This window comes from Pseudomonas sp. 65/3-MNA-CIBAN-0223 (genome assembly GCF_040310425.1).
Lineage (GTDB): Bacteria > Pseudomonadota > Gammaproteobacteria > Pseudomonadales > Pseudomonadaceae > Aquipseudomonas > Aquipseudomonas gregormendelii.
On record NZ_JBEOPV010000072.1, the window covers coordinates 1 to 362 of the forward strand.

Annotated in this window: 1 protein-coding gene; it reads left to right on the plus strand. The window is 75.1% G+C overall.

Annotated elements, in window-relative coordinates:
- Positions 1 to 81 precede the first annotated feature (81 nt).
- Positions 82 to 288, plus strand: a complete 207-nt coding sequence (locus tag AAEZ09_RS27965) for a hypothetical protein (protein ID WP_350601593.1) — start codon at positions 82 to 84, stop codon at positions 286 to 288.
- The last annotated feature ends 74 nt before the right edge of the window (positions 289 to 362 follow it).

Here is a 362-nt window from a genome sequence, read left to right on the forward strand (position 1 = left end):
CCCTGACGCCGGGCAACCTGACCCATGGGTTCGTCACCGACGCGGGGGCGGCGGGGGCCGCCCCGGCAGGGACGAGGGTGCGTGCCGACTGGCGTCGGCCCGGCCCGGCCCCCACGACCCAGAGGCGCGGCCGCGCGCGCGGCGCGCCAGCGCGAAGCCGAGCAGGAGATTCACGGCGATCCGTTCGTCCAGCAGCTCGTGCGCGAGTTCGGTGCACGCATCGTCGAAGGGTCGGTGCGCCCGCTCGCCGATTCGGCGCCGGACGGCGCGCCGCCGACGCTGCATTGAACTGAGCGCCCCGCGACAGGCACAATCACGCCCCGCACACATTGGCCGGCACGCGCCGCGTGCCGGTTTTCACA